Annotated in this window: 13 protein-coding genes; 3 read left to right on the top strand and 10 right to left on the bottom strand. The window is 40.1% G+C overall.

Translation table 11 applies throughout. The annotated features are described in order from the left end of the window. Positions 1 to 609: 609 nt before the first annotated feature. The 5 genes from pstS to xseA all read right to left on the bottom strand — a co-directional run bounded on the left by pstS (position 610) and on the right by xseA (position 6,086). Positions 610 to 1,662, bottom strand: a complete 1,053-nt coding sequence (gene pstS / locus H6G41_RS23110; protein WP_190749000.1) for a phosphate ABC transporter substrate-binding protein PstS — start codon at positions 1,660 to 1,662, stop codon at positions 610 to 612. 289 nt (positions 1,663 to 1,951) lie between these two features. After that, on the bottom strand, positions 1,952 to 3,352 hold the full coding sequence (locus tag H6G41_RS23115; RefSeq protein ID WP_190749002.1) for a cytochrome c biogenesis protein: 1,401 nt from the start codon (positions 3,350 to 3,352) through the stop codon (positions 1,952 to 1,954). A gap of 3 nt (positions 3,353 to 3,355) precedes the next feature. Next, positions 3,356 to 4,096 (bottom strand): cytochrome c biogenesis protein CcdA, encoded by a 741-nt coding sequence (locus H6G41_RS23120; RefSeq protein WP_190749004.1) that lies wholly within the window; start codon positions 4,094 to 4,096, stop codon positions 3,356 to 3,358. Positions 4,097 to 4,623: 527 nt separating this feature from the next. Next, the gene (gene xseB / locus H6G41_RS23125) at positions 4,624 to 4,857 is read right to left on the bottom strand and encodes an exodeoxyribonuclease VII small subunit (protein WP_190749006.1); all 234 of its coding nucleotides are present in this window, start codon (positions 4,855 to 4,857) and stop codon (positions 4,624 to 4,626) included. Continuing rightward, positions 4,854 to 6,086 carry an exodeoxyribonuclease VII large subunit gene (xseA, locus tag H6G41_RS23130; protein WP_190749008.1) on the bottom strand — a complete coding sequence of 411 codons (1,233 nt, stop codon included), beginning with the start codon at positions 6,084 to 6,086 and terminating at the stop codon, positions 4,854 to 4,856. The genes xseB and xseA overlap by 4 nt, the downstream gene beginning before the upstream one ends. A gap of 172 nt (positions 6,087 to 6,258) precedes the next feature. On the opposite strand from xseA, the gene H6G41_RS23135 reads away from it, so the two are divergent. Next, positions 6,259 to 6,411, top strand: coding sequence for a hypothetical protein (locus tag H6G41_RS23135; RefSeq protein ID WP_190749010.1), 153 nt, complete (start codon positions 6,259 to 6,261; stop codon positions 6,409 to 6,411). After that, complete coding sequence (locus H6G41_RS23140; protein WP_190749012.1) at positions 6,338 to 7,891, top strand: YcjF family protein; 1,554 nt, start codon at positions 6,338 to 6,340, stop codon at positions 7,889 to 7,891. The genes H6G41_RS23135 and H6G41_RS23140 overlap by 74 nt, the downstream gene beginning before the upstream one ends. A 180-nt stretch (positions 7,892 to 8,071) precedes the next feature. Here H6G41_RS23140 and H6G41_RS23145 read toward each other — a convergent pair whose 3' ends face one another. The 4 genes from H6G41_RS23145 to H6G41_RS23160 all read right to left on the bottom strand — a co-directional run bounded on the left by H6G41_RS23145 (position 8,072) and on the right by H6G41_RS23160 (position 10,087). Next, positions 8,072 to 8,401, bottom strand: a complete 330-nt coding sequence (locus H6G41_RS23145) for an SH3 domain-containing protein (protein ID WP_190749014.1) — start codon at positions 8,399 to 8,401, stop codon at positions 8,072 to 8,074. 197 nt (positions 8,402 to 8,598) lie between these two features. After that, positions 8,599 to 8,925 carry an SH3 domain-containing protein gene (locus H6G41_RS23150; protein ID WP_190749016.1) on the bottom strand — a complete coding sequence of 109 codons (327 nt, stop codon included), beginning with the start codon at positions 8,923 to 8,925 and terminating at the stop codon, positions 8,599 to 8,601. A gap of 81 nt (positions 8,926 to 9,006) precedes the next feature. Next, positions 9,007 to 9,318 (bottom strand): SH3 domain-containing protein, encoded by a 312-nt coding sequence (locus H6G41_RS23155; RefSeq protein WP_190749018.1) that lies wholly within the window; start codon positions 9,316 to 9,318, stop codon positions 9,007 to 9,009. A gap of 43 nt (positions 9,319 to 9,361) precedes the next feature. Continuing rightward, on the bottom strand, positions 9,362 to 10,087 hold the full coding sequence (locus tag H6G41_RS23160) for a L,D-transpeptidase (protein WP_190749020.1): 726 nt from the start codon (positions 10,085 to 10,087) through the stop codon (positions 9,362 to 9,364). Between the two features lie 917 nt (positions 10,088 to 11,004). Here H6G41_RS23160 and H6G41_RS23165 point away from each other — a divergent pair. After that, a complete protein-coding gene (locus H6G41_RS23165) occupies positions 11,005 to 12,732 on the top strand; it encodes a serine/threonine-protein kinase (protein WP_190749022.1) in 1,728 nt (575 codons plus the stop codon). Between the two features lie 94 nt (positions 12,733 to 12,826). On the opposite strand, the gene H6G41_RS23170 is transcribed toward H6G41_RS23165, so the two are convergent. Next, positions 12,827 to 14,956: a tetratricopeptide repeat protein gene (locus H6G41_RS23170; RefSeq protein WP_190749024.1), complete on the bottom strand. Its 2,130-nt coding sequence runs from the start codon at positions 14,954 to 14,956 to the stop codon at positions 12,827 to 12,829. Positions 14,957 to 15,012 lie beyond the last annotated feature (56 nt).

Genomic DNA, 15,012 nt, shown 5'->3' on the forward strand with positions numbered 1-15,012 from the left:
GTAGCTTCAATCATTAAAATAACACCATTAAATTCTGATATTTCATACTGAAATTAAACTTTACTCCTGCGAGAATTAACACTCATTAATTGCAACGATTGCTTTACATATTTTCTAATGTTATGTTCGCTAAACGCAGTTCCTGACACATTAAGCGGCACATTAATATATTCTAGAGATTTGGTGTCAACTTAAGCTAGAAATAGCCTCACTGTCTCACTGTAAGCTTCCTAGCCTGCCTTTCGACTTCTCCTAACGGAGAGGCTGCGCGCTAAGCGTTGGCGCAGCCTCTCGTAGAGAAGCTATACCGCAGGCTTTACGCTCAAGGCTAATAACCCAAGTAGGGGCGGGTTAAGCGAGATAGTCGTGAATTATTGGAGCATATCTGTGAACCCGCCCCTACTGAAGTAGACTCAAGATTTTGAGGATATTTAGTCATCTTGAGATGACTTTGACTATTAGCAAGGAACTTCAGTTCCTTGTGGTAGAAGGGTTTCGCATTAAGTTGACACTAATGGGCATTACCATTTGCCTAGCATCTGTCACATTCTTTTTTCAAATTACTATCACAACAAACATAAAAACTTTTCCCCCTAGCCCCTAATTAAATTATTTCTGAATATTCTTCGCCGCAGACTGGACTTGACTCACTACTTTAGCGGACAAAGGAATATATCCTAGTTCTAAACTAGATTTTTGTCCTTCAGTCACAGCCCAGTTGACAAAGTTTTGAAGTGTTTGAGCTTTGGCTGGATCTGAATATTTTTTATAAGTTAACAGCCAAGTATAAGTAACAATTGGGTAAGATTGGGCGGCTATAGGATCGGCAATAAAAGCAATCAAGGTATCGGTGGGTAACTTTACGGCTTCTAAAGTTTTAGCTACCGACTCTGGCGTAGGGATAATATAATTACCAGATTTATTTTCTAACGCTGCTACAGGTAGCTTGTTGTGTGTAGCGTAGACATATTCAACATAGCCAATCGCCCCTGGAGTTTGTTGAATTTGGGCGGTAACGCCTTCATTTCCCCTAGCAGCAATTCCTACTGGCCATTGTATAGATCTACCAGCCCCGACTTTGGTTTTCCACTCTGGACTAATAGCACTGAGGTGTTCTGTTAAGACGCTGGTAGTACCGCTACCATCAGTTCTATGGATGACTTGAATTGCTAAATTCGGTAATTGTATCCCTGGATTAGCGCTGGCTATGCGGGGATCGTTCCAATTTGTAATTTTGCCTAAAAATATATCTGTATAGACTTGGCGTGATAGCTTGAGATGATTTTGTATATTGGGTAAATTATAAGCTAGCACTACCGAACTAGCAGTCATAGGTAAAGCGATCGCTCCTTTTTTGACTTTCGCTGCTTGTTCGTGGGTAATTCCGATATCACTGCCAGCAAAGTCTACAGTACCATCAATGAGTTGCTGTATACCGACACTGCTACCTAGAGATTGATAGTTAATTTCCACATTAGGATTTACCTGGTTGTAATCTGCAATCCAGCGCTGGTATAGAGGCGCGGGAAAACTTGCGCCAGCACCTATCAAAGAAACAGTATTGACGTTTTTAGAATCAGCTGTACAGGAAGTCAGACTTAATGAGACAGCTATTAATGGTAGAAGACTAGGCGATCGCTTAAATTGAAGATGAGATAGCATAAAAATTTATAGCTTCAATAGTGAATAGTCAATATTCAACGGTCAGTAGGGGCGGGTTTATTGAGAATTCTCGTGATCGGTTAGGATATTTGTGAACCCGCCCGTACAGTAGGGGCGGGTTTATTGAGAATTCTCGTTGATCGGTTAGGATATTTGTGAACCCGCCCGTACAGTAGTCAACCGTCAGATGATTATAGTAGTTGATTAAAAAATTTGTGATAGTTTTCTATGTTAGTTTGGTGGGCATTACTCACCAAACTAAAAATTCGATTGTAGTATATCGCAAATATCAAGACGATAGGCTACTAGCTTGCGTTTTAACTTTACTTTCTGAGGGATTATTCAACTGCTCTAAAATATCCAAAACTTGTTGTTCAAAAGCGACTTGGGCGCGATTTGTTTTACCACCAACAAACAAGCGATCGCCTTGTTTTAATGCCCAAATTTGAGAATGGGAAAAGTAACTCATTACCACACCCAACATTAGTAAAGCAAAGCCTGTATAAACAATTGGTATACCGGGGTCAGCTTTAATTTGTAAACCCGTACTACCAATTACTTCTAAAATTTTTAATCTCACCCCATTCACTTGGGTAGACATTCCCGCACGCACGGTATCTACTAATTTACCAGTCTCATCGTAAATTAATACCATTCCTTGTAAGTCTTTAGCGATTAAAGAAACGCCTTGACTTAAATCTGGTTTGGTGGGAATCCATGTACCCCAAATTCGCCCTGCACCTTTGGTATCTAATTGTGCCATTGGTAATTGAAACACGGGGCTGTTATTAAATTGAATCTTAACACCAGAAAGTCCCCAGTCAGTTTGATAGAATGTGACGCCATGATAACGCAGAGGTTGGTTGACAAAAATCTTTTTATGGTCAACTTCTTGTCCCTGTTGATCTAACACGGACATATCAGAATAAAACTGATCGATTCCCCCGGAAGGAGTGTAATCAATCCAAAAGCGATTAACCCGAACAGACCAATCTTTAGGCACTTGTGATAATGCTAAAGGCCCCGCATCGATAATATTTTTCACCTGAAATGTAGAACCACTGGGAACCATTTCTTGCGCCATAAAACCAGTCATTGCGCCCCAAATCCCCCCTAAGAGAATGGTGACAATGCCAATATGCACGATAATCGGGCCGATGCGTCCAATTATCCCCTTACGCGCATAAAGAATATCGTCTTTTTCTTGAAAAATTTTATAACGCTGATTTTTTAATATTTGGCTGAGGCTATCTAAAGAACCTGTTTCTAATTCTGCACTCAAAGCTAATTTTTGAAATTGGCGCGGTTCTTCGTAATATTTCCAACGCTGGGCTGCTTTTAATGCGGGGAGTTGGCGAGTAAAAGTACAAGCAGTCAAGCTCGTACCAAATAAGACGAGTATGCCTAAAAACCACCAGGTACGATATACATGGTCTAATCCTACTACCTGGATGACTTTCCAAGTCAGGAAACCAAATAAAGCAGGATGTTCGGGGTAATTAGCTTGGTAAAAAGCGGGTGTCTGACCTTGTTCAATGACAGTACCGCTAATACTAAATAAAGCGATAATCAGTAAAAGTGCGATCGCTAAACGCAAATCTGTAAGTACAGGTAAAAATTCTCGCCGCAAGAAGCGAATAGGTAATGACCACCAACTTGTTTGTGTGGTGGGTGAATTGTCTGTTGTCATTGCTTAAAAACTTCCCAAGGGAATCCGCGAAATTAACGAAAATACACCAAATCCTACCAATAGCACACCGCTAACTGGATTAATCCAACCAGACCAGCGGCGCAATTCCAACAGCTTTTTAATTGCAGCAGTAAAAGTACCAGCCAAAATTAAGGGCGCAACATAGCCTGCTGTATAAGCAATGAGTAAAACAGCCCCTAAAATTAAGTCTTGGCTACTCGCCACCCAACCCAGTAAACTGGCTAAAACTGGGGTACTACAAGGTGAGGCGACTAAACCAAAAGTTAAACCCAAAGCGTAAGAACGGACTCCTGGCGGTAAATCCGTCGAAATCCAATTTGTTTCGCCTAAAGAAGGAAATTGTAGGGGTAAAGCTTCTAATAAATTCAACCCCATGAGAATGGCGATAATACTCACAATAATTGGTAAGCCAACTCCCACTTGACCGTAAACTTTGCCCACAAAAGCGGCGATAATTCCCAATCCGGCGAGTGTGGTTGCTAATCCCAGCGCAAACCAAGTAGATTGAGCTGCGGCTTGGAGACGGCTTTTTGCTTCATAACCGCCGATATAACCAATAGTAATCGGCAGCATAGAAAGCATACAGGGCGTGAGGCTGGTAAGTAAACCAGCTAGAAAAATAATGCCAATACTCACCAAGCTGAGGTGTCCGAGTTGGTTAGCAACAAGGGCGTTGGCAAATTGTTCGAGTTTGTAAAGTTGGATTTGCAAAGTCTCAAGCATGGGGCATCTTAGGCAGGGAATGCTTACTATGCTTGAATTTTAGCTTACTTTGTGGTGTTGGGCATGGGGCATGGGGCATTGGGCATTGGGCAAAATGCGCCAGCTTTATCATTTACACATAAATAAGTACTCATTTTTATATTTTTAGTAAACAAAAAAGGCGATCGCTTTCTGATTTATCGAAATCAAGTACTCATTTTCCTGTTTTTAGTAAGCAAAAAGCCATTTCACCTTCTCGTTAAGCCTTTTCACTTTCTCATTATTGTGTTTTCCGCAAGTGAAATACCATTTCACCTACTCATTAAGCCTTAACGCTTACTCATTTCGGTAAATCACGCACTCATTTTGGTGTTTTCCGCAAGTGAAAAGGTATATCGCTTACTCATTTCGGTAAATTACGCACTCATTTTGGTGTTTTCCGCAGTTAAAAAGTTATATTGCTGGCTCAAAAATTGCGATGTTTGACCGAGACAATTTTAGATTTTCTCTAAAATCCAAAATCCAAAATCCAAAATTGATTGACCATTTCAATCATCGCTCAAGGTTTCAAGTAACAAATCTACCTGCTGTTGTCGCTGCTGTAAAAAAGTCTCGCATTGACGTAAATATTCTACAGCAGTTGTAAATTGAGCAAATACTTGTTCTAATTCCAAATCGCCTGTTTCAATGCGAGTAATGATTGTTTCAATTTCCGCCACTTTCGCTTCATAATTCCCCGCAGTCATTGCTTCAGAATTCTCAGCTTTACCACGTTTAATCATTCTTGTACTTCCGTAACTTTAACTTTAGCTTCGCCCTGACCTAATTGAATCAATAATTCATCCCCAACAGCTAACTCAGCAACGGAACGGGCGATCGCGCCATTTTCTTGTCTAACTACGGCGTAACCACGCTGTAATACGGCTTTGGGGTCAAGTGTAGCTAATTTTTGCCGCAACATTTCCAAATGTTGGCTGGCTTGCTGCGATCGCCTTTTTGTCGCTTGAATTAATTGCTGACGTTTCCAAGCTAACTTTTCTACTTCTTGCTTTACTTGTCGATCTAAGCGTAAATGCCGCAATCGATTTTGCAACACCTGTAATTTATTTTGTGCAGTGTCAACAGAGTATTGCATTACCTCCTGTAACACTGCCACTCGCTGCCGATGTTGAGTATACAATTCTCCTAGAGCGGGGACAACTATCTCGGCTGCGGCTGTCGGGGTGTGGGCGCAGACATCTGCTGCTAAATCGGCTAAAGATTCATCTCGTTGATGACCAATTCCCGTAATTACAGGTATAGAACAATTAGCAAGCGATCGCACTACTCGTTCATCATTAAAGCAAGCTAATTCTTCCACCGCACCACCGCCCCTAGCTAAAATTATTACCTGGGCACGACCATCTTTTTCTACCCGTTCAATGGCTTTAACTATAGATTCTGGCGCTTGCTCACCTTGTACTGTTGCGGGTGAAAATAATATATGTAAACCTGGATACCTATGTTTGAGAGTTTTTTGGATATCACCCCAAGCCGCAGCCGTTGGTGAAGTGATGACAGCGATAGTTTGGGGATGTAAAGGAAGCGATCGCTTTCTTTCGGGATCGAACAATCCTTCAGCCAGCAGGCGATTTTTTAACTGTTGATAGCGTAACGCTTGTAAACCCGCACCAGCCGGAAAAGCTTGCCAAACAGATAGCTGATATTCTCCCCTTTGCGGATAAACCCTCAGACTACCTAAAATAATGATTTGCTCCCCCGGAACTGGTATTTGCGCCAATTTTGCCAATTGCCCATTCCAGGCTACACACTTAATTCCCGCCGTACCATCAGGATCTTGCAACGTGAAAAATAAACCACTGCGATGGTGATTAGCGCTAGAAACCTCTCCCACCACCCAAACTTGACGCAGGTGTTCATCCTGTTCCAATAGCAAGCGGATATAGTCAGTTAATCCAGCGACAGATAGGGCAGTCTGAGGAATTACAGAATTGACAAAATCGGAAGTCATCGAAGACGCCTAAAAAAGATACACCAGCAAGGACTATTCAAATGGTAGCAGGGGGTAGGGGGACAAGAAATTTTGGATTTTGGATTTACGTTAGCGAGTTCGCGAGCGTCTTTTGGATTGGAATTCAATCTAAAATCCAAAATCTAAAATCTAAAATTGTTTCCAATGCCCAATGCCCAATACCCATGCCCAATGCCCAATACCCCATCAACCTATTAAGATTAAAAGCATCCGCCTACTGAATACCCGTTATGCCTCTGTCACGGATAGTCACGCTGATTGTTGGTTTGATAGTTATTTTGGGGCTAAGCCTGTGGCTGATTGATTCCCTTTCCCGTCTTTACTGGCAGTTATCCTATTCGCCACTGCTGGGCAATTTGCTGTTGCTGCTGTTAATTGTGCTGATTGCTGGTTTAGTTGCAGCTTTTGTTTACTATGTCATGGTGTTGCAAGCAGGTGAAACGCGATCGCGTCGTCAACGTCCCCGCGTCACACCTGCGCAAATTCCCGCCGCTAAATCTGATGCAGCTTCAACAACTTTAAAAGCTGTACGCCAACAAGTAGCACAAATTCAAGATGAAGTGGCAAAGCAAGCTTTACTCAGCCGCTCGCGGGAAATTGAAGTCAATTTAGCTAGGGGAGAAATTCAAGTTGTGATATTTGGTACAGGAAGTGCTGGTAAAACTTCTCTGGTAAATGCCATTATGGGGCGCATGGTAGGCGAGGTAAATGCACCGATGGGTACAACCCAGGTAGGCGAAACTTATTGTCTGCGGTTGAAGGGATTAGAACGGAAAATTTTAATTACCGATACACCAGGGATTTTAGAAGCAGGGGTAGCGGGAACGGAACGGGAACAACTCGCCAGGGCATTGGCAACGGAAGCCGATTTACTGTTATTTGTGGTGGATAATGATTTACGCCGTTCCGAATATGAACCATTACGGGGTTTAGCAGAAATTGGGAAGCGATCGCTGTTAATTCTCAACAAAACTGATTTATACACCGACGAAGATAAAGAATCTATTTTGGCTAGATTGCGTCAACGAGTGCGAGGATTTATTGCGACTAACGATGTCGTCGCGATCGCTGCTAATCCCCAAAGCGCCCAACTAGAAACCGGCGAAATTTACCAACCAGAAGCAGATATTGTCCCCTTATTGCGGCGGATGGCGGCTATTTTACGCGCTGAAGGTGAAGATTTAGTGGCAGATAATATTCTCTTGCAATCTCTGCGCTTAGGAGAAGAAGCCCGCAAACTCATCGACGCCCAACGTCGCCGCCAAGCCGATAAAATTGTCGAAAGGTTTCAGTGGATTGGTGCGGGAGTAGTATCAGTTACACCTTTACCCGTAGTAGATTTACTAGCAACTGCGGCGGTAAATGCCCAAATGGTCGTAGAAATTGGCAGAATTTATGGTTGCGAATTAAACATGGAACGCGGGCGGGAGTTAGCTTTATCCTTAGCTAAAACCATCGCCAGTTTGGGAATTGTTAAAGGTGCGATTCAATTATTATCAACAGCTTTACAAACTAATCCAGCTACTTTTATTGTCGGGCGAGCAGTTCAAGGTGTAACAGCCGCTTATTTAACCCGAATTGCGGGGAAAAGTTTTATTGAATATTTCCGTCACGATCAAGATTGGGGTGATGGGGGAATGACAGAAGTTGTCCAACGACAGTTTCAAATGAATCGCCGGGATGAGTTTATCAAGGCTTTTGTCCAAGAAGCGATCGCACGAGTAGTCAAGCCTTTGCAAGCCAATATTGAGGTAGTTAAAGAAGATACTGAAGCGAATAGTTAGGATATTTTTTTAAAAATGATGCAATTATCATAATTAAAGAGACGTTACATCATAAAATAACGTCTCTTCAATATTTATTTAGTTTTTACTTAAAAGTAAGTAAATCTGTGATTTCTCCAAACAGTTTTACTAAAGTAAATAAAATTATAAATATCATCAATGACAAATGAGAAAGCTCATTTATTCATTGTACAGAGAATTACAAACGTAGTCAGAGCGTACCCATCCACGACTATGTTTGTAGGAAATTTTAAACCAATCAAAACCATCTTGACTTCTTCTAGTATTTAATACCCTGATACTTCTTCCTGAAGGAATTTGTTGAATCTCGTCATGATGTTGTCCTGGGCCATTACGTAAAGCCAATTTACCACTAGGATCGTTAGTACATACAGAGGCAGAATAACCTTCTGAACGAGATATCTGACCGACTCCGGGGACTACTTCTCCTGCGGTTACAGGTAATGCTGCTGCTAAGATTAATCCACTCGCTATGAGCAATTTAGACATCGTTTGAAACTCCAGCTTTAATTAGCTATTTTGAAATGGATAAATGTATTTATGCTGTTTGGGTTATCTCCCATGTGAATATTTGAGAAACTAAAAATTAGCTGGAACTGAGCAGTAACTAAGTTAATAATTAAACCAATTTGCTAATTATAATTATTAACTTAGTCACCAATATTTCGCCCAATTCCATTACTTAATTACTCACCATCATGAGTGCAAACGTAATCAGAACGAACCCATCCTTGTTTATTGTTATGAACAACTTTAAACCACTCAAAACCATCACTACTTCTGGTAGAGTCCATAACTCTAATATTGTTGCCGGCGCGAATTTGTCTCATCTGTCTATAGTTTTTACCAGGGCCAGTGCGCAAAGTTAGAGTACCACCAACATCATTAGTACATACATAAGCCAAATAACCTGTCGAACGAGTTGTACGACCAACTCCAGGGCCTACTTCTTGTGCGCCTACGGGTAATGCTGCTGCAAAGATTAATGCACTCGCCATGAATAATTTAAACATGATTTGGAACTCCTTTGGGAATTTTTGAATTAACTATTCTGAAATTGCAAAATCTAGTTAAGTGCTTAAATAATCAGCAGCTTAGTAATTACAAACGTAGTCAGAACGAACCCATCCCTCTTTCTTTCTAAAGTTAACTCTAAACCACTCAAAACCATCACTACCTGTGGTATATCCGATGACTGTAATCTTGTTTCCTGCGGGAATTTGGCGAATCTTTTTATAGTTTGTACCAGGGCCAGTACGCAACGTTAAAGTACCACCAACATCGTTAGTACATACATAAGCAACATAATTTTGAGATATACGAACAGATCCAGAACGGACTTCTTGTGCGCCTACAGGTAGTGCTGCTGCAAAGATTAATGCACTGGCCATTAAGACTTTAAACATGATTGGAAACTCCTTTTTGAATTAACAGTTTTACGAGAAAAATTTACCGAATGACGACATCTAGGAACTGAAAATTGTAATTACGGACGTATTCCAAAACCTTGCTCAAATCATCTCGATTAGTTAAGGCGATACATCCCGATGTGCCATCTTCACCGTTATTTTTTTCATAGGATGGATCGTAATGAATGCCTAAAGCAGTACGACCTGTGCGGAATTGTGGTTGTATGGCCAAAAATCTATCGCCAGCTTCAGCAATGGTGCCGCGAACTACTCTTTTTGCCACTTGATATCTTCCATCTGGTAGCGGTGCTTCTGTTCCAGAGCGATGGCGGTCTCTATTTTGGGTATGCGCCCGTCCAGAGACAGTCATAAATGAATCGATTTGTTGCCCGTTAACATAAAGAATCAGCGCATATATAGGGTTTCCCATCTGATTGACATCGTTAGTCCGAACTAACTGCATGTAAGTACCCCCTGTAGCAGATGAGTATTGATTGGGTTTGAGATTACCCTTACTCAAGCTCTGTTCATCAGGATGAGCAGATATATTTGTTAAATTGCCTACAGGTGCAGCAAAATTATCTATTTCACTGGGCTGGGGAGTTTTAACAGTATTAGTGCTGCTTAGTTTATCTGTATTAGCTGAGATTAATTTCTCGGTGGCTTGTCCTTTATTTGAAGTTTCTGGTACTTTAATTTCAGCATTAGCGCTGCAACTTGCAGTGGCTACACAAGTTAAACTTATTAAGAGTAATCGAAGCAACATTTAACGTTTCGGGTTATTTATTTTTTGAATATAATCGCCATTTTTAGACAAAAACCTGAGAAATAACCCTTAATTTTATATTGCTTACCAATTGCGTAAAATCTAGTATTTTTAACTTAAAAATATATTAAACACCAATAAATTCTGATAAGCCAGAAAATTTATTCGGCTTATTGCTGGTAATTACACCCATGAATTTTATTAAATAACTTCACTAAATTTAAGCCAGCAAATCATGGGTATTGTCTTGAGCTAGATAGAACTCAGCATTTATTTACCAAAATAAACTTTGATACATTTATAATTAATTCAGGGTAGTTACTGAGAAATAAAAGTATATTTTGTCAAGCGATCGCCTGTCGTAAGACACTGATAAATATTGCTACTGGTTCTGTATATAAAGCTGGTACGAAAAAAATTAGTATCAATTGGCTATATTTAATTTTTGTTACATACTATGGTTTTTTCGTACTTCTTAATTTATACAGAAACTCCAAAAAAGAAATTATTTCGCTTCAGATCGTTGACTGTTGACTGCGCCGGACTGAAGCTCAATCTTACTCCTGCAAAGAACAAAGCTACGCATAAGCGTCCCGCAGGGAAGTGTTGATTGTTAACTATGAACCGTAAAAGGTAATACGGAAATAAACTCTAAATTTGAAAAATTTATGCAAAAATATCTCCGCGTCTCTCACTCTCCCTCTACGCAAGAAATTGGCACTATTTAATACAAAGCGCGTCAATACTATAATTTTGTATAAAAACCTTAATATATTAATTTTTTTAGTAAAAATTACTTAAACACCTAAGTTTGCGATTCCGGGAGGCATCCCTCCGTAGAATTAATTATCAGGCATTCCGGAAACAGAGGTAAAAACTGAGAAAACCTATATCAGGACTTACTCAGTAACCAGCTCATGACCCACCCCATGATCGGTAAAGTACTACAAGCGCGTTACCAAATTGTCCAAAGCCTAGGTGCAGGGGTATTTGGACAGACATACATTGCTGTAGACATAGAATACCCAGAAAATCCCAAATGTGTTGTCAAACAACTCAAGGTTAACAATTTGCACCCCAGTTATCTAGACGACTTAAGACTGCGTTTTCTCACGGAAACGGAAACTCTTAAGCGCCTGGGACGACACGAGCAAATTCCGCAACTGATCGCCTGTTTTGAAGAAAATGAGCGATTCTACTTAGTGCAAGAGTTTATTGAAGGACACGCACTGACAGAAGAATTACCTATTCATAAACAGTGTGGGGAAATTTGGAGTGAGAGCGAAGTTATCAAATTTTTGGAAGATGCTTTGGGAATTCTTGAATTTGTTCACTCTCAAGGGGTGATCCATTGCGACATCAAACCAGAAAATTTGATTAGACGGGCTTTTGATGACAAATTAGTGCTGATAGACTTTGGCTCAATCCAGCCAGTTGATTTTGGTGATGAGACGGAATTACCTATCCATTCGGTTCCTGTTACTTCATTGGGATACATTCCGCCAGAGCAATTTATTGGTCAAACACAACCCAATAGCGATATTTATTCCTTGGGTATAATTGCTATTCAAGCTTTAACAGGTTTATCACCACTACAATTTAAATTAGATCCCTATACCAATGAGATTATTTGGCATTCTCCACACATAGCAGTTAATGATTATTTAGCGGCTATTCTCAGCCAAATGATCCGCTACGATTACCAAGACCGCTTCCAATCGGCGACGGAGGTTTTGCATATACTCCAGGAAATGCTATGGGAAACTCATTTACCACCCATAGAAGCAGAGAATAACTTACCTCTAGAGAAACCAGCCAAAGTTAGTCAATTACCAGAAAACTATACATCGCCAAAATCAGCTCCTCTATTAACAGGAATGAAAGTAGGGATAGCGACTAATTCGGTTTTGCTAGGATTGGGGATGTATTCTGTATTTACTAATTCTCCAGCTTATTCAGAAAAAGAAACTTTATATAAAGCGACAGAAGAATATCAAGCAGGAGATTTAAAACAAGCGATCGCTCTGGTTAAATCCATTCCCTCAGATAGTAAAATTTATCCAGAAGCCCAATCCACAGCAGAAGAATGGGAAGAGCAATGGCAAGTTGCTGCTGAACAATATCAATTAGTTGAAGCTGCTGCTGTTGCGGGTAGATGGTCAGACGTACTGCGGATTGCTGCGAATGTACCAGATATTTTATATTGGCAATCGAAAATTGATAAACTAGTTGCCCAGGCTCGCACTTATGTGGAAGCACAAACACAAGAATTATTAGCAAAAGCTTACGCAAGTGCTAACAAAAAAGAGTTTTCTGTGGCTATTGAGTATTTGCGCCAAATTCCTATTAACAGTTCCGCTGGTGCTATTGTGCAACAGAAATTGGCTGAGTACGATCAAAAGCAGAAAATTCGCGCTACTTATTTTTTACAAAAAGCCTATAATAAAGCGTCTACTGGCGAATTTGATGATGCGGTAAAATTTCTGCAAAAGGTTCCCAAAAATACGCCTGTATATGCACAAGCACAACTCAAATTAAATGAGTATACTCAAAAGCAACGTCTGCGATCGCAATCTAATAAAGTAGCTATATCAAAAATCAATTCTGCGTCCAAAAAATCTCACTCAGATAGCCGTTACTTTTAATCCAAGATGAGATATCAGCTCACCGTAGGGTGGTTACTGTGCGCCATTTGCTAGTTTTGGCGCACAGTACCCACCCTACGTGTTTATTTAGGGACTAACGCGGTGTTTGATTGGGAAACAAGGAATTAGGAATAGGAATGACTGGTACAACTACAGGCTGTGGTTTTTCTGTTTGGAGTTGATTCTGGGCTTGCTGTTTGGCGGTGATGGCTTGTTGATAGTCTGGCTTGTATTTGATGGCTTGGGTATAAGATGCGATCGCTTCTTGATAGCGGTTTAAATTTACTAGCGCATTGCCCCTACTATACCAACTTTCATAGTGTCCTGGCTTGTAACGAACTGCGCGATTATAAGATGCGATCGCGTCTTGGTATTTCTGTAAATTATATTGAGAATTTCCTAAGTTATACCAAGCTTGATAGTCTTTTGGCCTCAAGGCTATGGCTTTATTATAAGATTCAACTGCTTCTGGATAGCGTTGACTTTGATGTAGACCCCAACCTCGGCTATACCAAGCTTGGTAGTTATTGGGATTATATTTAATTACTTGATTAAAAGCTTCAATTGCTTCAGGATAACGCCGTAATGTCATCAATACATTACCCTTAGATAACCAAGCCTGATAAAAATCTGGTTTATATTGTACAGCTTTATCATAATCTCTAAATGCATCCTCGTAGCGGTTGATATTTACTAGAGAATTGCCGCGATTATACCAAAATATTTCATTACTTGGTTTTAATTCTATAGCTCGATCGTAAGCTGTAATTGCTTCTTCATAACGTTTCAAATTATGTAGTGCTAACCCCTTATTATACCATGAAACATAATTATCTTTTTTGAATTCCAGAGCTTGGTCATAAGCTTGAATTGAATTTTCATATTGTTTTAAATTACTCAAAGCCTCGCCTTTAGCATTCCAGATTTCAGGAGAGTTATTTTCTAATTGTAGAGCTTTATCAAAAGAAGCGATCGCTTCTTGGTGGCGCTGTAATTTTCCTAAAATAAAGCCGCGGCTACTCCAAGCTTCCAAGTAATCAGGCTCAATTTGAATTGCTTTATCATATGCTATTAGCGCTTCTTGGTATTGTTTTAAAGCAGAGAGAGTATTACCCCGACCATACCAACCTTCAGCATAATCTGGGCGGATATTAACTGCTCGATCGTAAATATTTAGTGCATCTTGATAGCGTTGCAATTCAAATAAAGTATTGCCTTGTTTATATAATTCTGTAGCGTTCTTAGTCTGCACCCCATCTATAATAAATAGACCTGCGGTACTAGTAAGAGCGAGAATAAATATACCTCCTAAAATTTTGGGAATTATATCTTTTTTATATGGCAATTTATTTAAGTTTTTAAATGGCAATGCGGGAACCAACGCTATTGTTTTAGGATTTGGCTGTATTAACTCTTTTATAGCCTGTAATGTATCTGTTGCCGAATTGTAGCGTTGACGGAAATCATAACATACCATTTTGTTAATAATTTGGGCGAACTCTGGCGAAACTTTTGTCTGATTCTGCCAGATAATTTCATTAGTATCAGCATCTTTTTCTAATTGTTCTGGTGGTAATCCGGTCAAAGCTTGAATAGCAATTATCCCCACTGCATAAATATCACTGCTAAATTTAGGATTTCCTTGCGCTTGTTCCCCCGGAAGATATCCAGGAGTACCTATAGCCACAGTAGCTTTAGTGTGACCTTGGGGAGTAATGACTTGGGTGGTAATTTGTTTAACTGCACCAAAATCAATTAAAACTAACTGATTATTGGACTTACGTCTGAGTAAATTACGGGGATTGACATCGCGGTGAATTACCTTTTGTTGATGCACAAACTCTAAAATTTGTAAGATTTCTGTGATTAAAGAAATGACCTCATCTTGACTCAAAGTTTTGCCTGAGATTAATTCTTGACTCAGGTCATGTCCTTCAATAAATTCTTGTACTAGATAAAATTCGGCTTTCTCCTCAAAATAGGCTAAAAGTTGGGGAATAGAATCATGAGTACCTAATTTATACAGAACTTGTGCCTCTGTATCAAATAAACGTCTCGCAGTCTCTAAAGTTACTGGGTCATTGGCTTGCGGCTTGAGTTTTTTCACAACACATTGAGGCGAACCTGGTAATTGAGTGTCACAAGCCACAAAAGTTTCACCAAATCCACCTCCTCCCAAATGGCTAATAATTTGGTATCTGCCAACAAGTGTGTTTCCCAGCATCTGGTTTGCCTAGTTGAGTGCGATAATATCTGATTCCAATCTTGGCACAAGCTAAC

The sequence above is a fragment of the Tolypothrix sp. FACHB-123 genome (assembly GCF_014697075.1).
In the GTDB taxonomy this organism is placed as follows: domain Bacteria; phylum Cyanobacteriota; class Cyanobacteriia; order Cyanobacteriales; family Nostocaceae; genus Aulosira.

Bases quoted from the DNA above. Each gene is read 5' to 3' on its own strand.
- H6G41_RS23150 (WP_190749016.1), bottom strand. From the start codon at position 8,925: ATGTTTAAATTATTCATGGCGAGTGCATTAATCTTTGCAGCAGCATTA.
- H6G41_RS23170 (WP_190749024.1), bottom strand. From the start codon at position 14,956: ATGCTGGGAAACACACTTGTTGGCAGATACCAAATTATTAGCCATTTG.
- H6G41_RS23135 (WP_190749010.1), top strand. From the start codon at position 6,259: ATGCCCAATACCCATGCCCAATGCCCAATACCCCATCAACCTATTAAG.
- H6G41_RS23155 (WP_190749018.1), bottom strand. From the start codon at position 9,318: ATGTTTAAAGTCTTAATGGCCAGTGCATTAATCTTTGCAGCAGCACTA.
- H6G41_RS23120 (WP_190749004.1), bottom strand. From the start codon at position 4,096: ATGCTTGAGACTTTGCAAATCCAACTTTACAAACTCGAACAATTTGCC.
- xseA (WP_190749008.1), bottom strand. From the start codon at position 6,086: ATGACTTCCGATTTTGTCAATTCTGTAATTCCTCAGACTGCCCTATCT.
- pstS (WP_190749000.1), bottom strand. From the start codon at position 1,662: ATGCTATCTCATCTTCAATTTAAGCGATCGCCTAGTCTTCTACCATTA.
- H6G41_RS23115 (WP_190749002.1), bottom strand. From the start codon at position 3,352: ATGACAACAGACAATTCACCCACCACACAAACAAGTTGGTGGTCATTA.
- xseB (WP_190749006.1), bottom strand. From the start codon at position 4,857: ATGATTAAACGTGGTAAAGCTGAGAATTCTGAAGCAATGACTGCGGGG.
- H6G41_RS23160 (WP_190749020.1), bottom strand. From the start codon at position 10,087: ATGTTGCTTCGATTACTCTTAATAAGTTTAACTTGTGTAGCCACTGCA.
- H6G41_RS23145 (WP_190749014.1), bottom strand. From the start codon at position 8,401: ATGTCTAAATTGCTCATAGCGAGTGGATTAATCTTAGCAGCAGCATTA.
- H6G41_RS23165 (WP_190749022.1), top strand. From the start codon at position 11,005: ATGACCCACCCCATGATCGGTAAAGTACTACAAGCGCGTTACCAAATT.
- H6G41_RS23140 (WP_190749012.1), top strand. From the start codon at position 6,338: ATGCCTCTGTCACGGATAGTCACGCTGATTGTTGGTTTGATAGTTATT.